1 protein-coding gene is annotated in these 306 nt (G+C 66.3%); it reads left to right on the plus strand.

The genetic code is table 11. From position 1 onward, the window contains the following. The coding region (locus QB898_RS13305; protein ID WP_279525332.1) for a hypothetical protein at positions 1-306 on the plus strand (306 nt) is incomplete at both ends.

Consider the following 306-nt stretch of genomic DNA (forward strand, 5'->3'; position numbering starts at 1 on the left):
CGCTACAGCCGCAACCCGGCGGGCCACATCACACGCATCGAAAGCGAAGAAGGCGCCAGCGCCTACACCTACGACCGCCTGGGCCGCCTCACCCAAGCCGAGCCAGACCAGGCGCTGCAAGACAAAGGCCTGCCAAACGAAGCCTACAGCTGGGACGCCGCAGGCAACCGCCTGAGCAGCGCCCACCAGGCCGGAGCGTGGACCTACAACGAAGCCAACCAGCTGCTGCAATACCCCCGGGCGCTCGACGAAAACGCCCCCGCGCAGCAAAGCCAAACCGAACAAGTCAGCGCCAGCTACAACGCG

This window comes from Ottowia cancrivicina (assembly GCF_029813755.1).
Taxonomy (GTDB): Bacteria; Pseudomonadota; Gammaproteobacteria; order Burkholderiales; family Burkholderiaceae_C; genus Ottowia; species Ottowia massiliensis.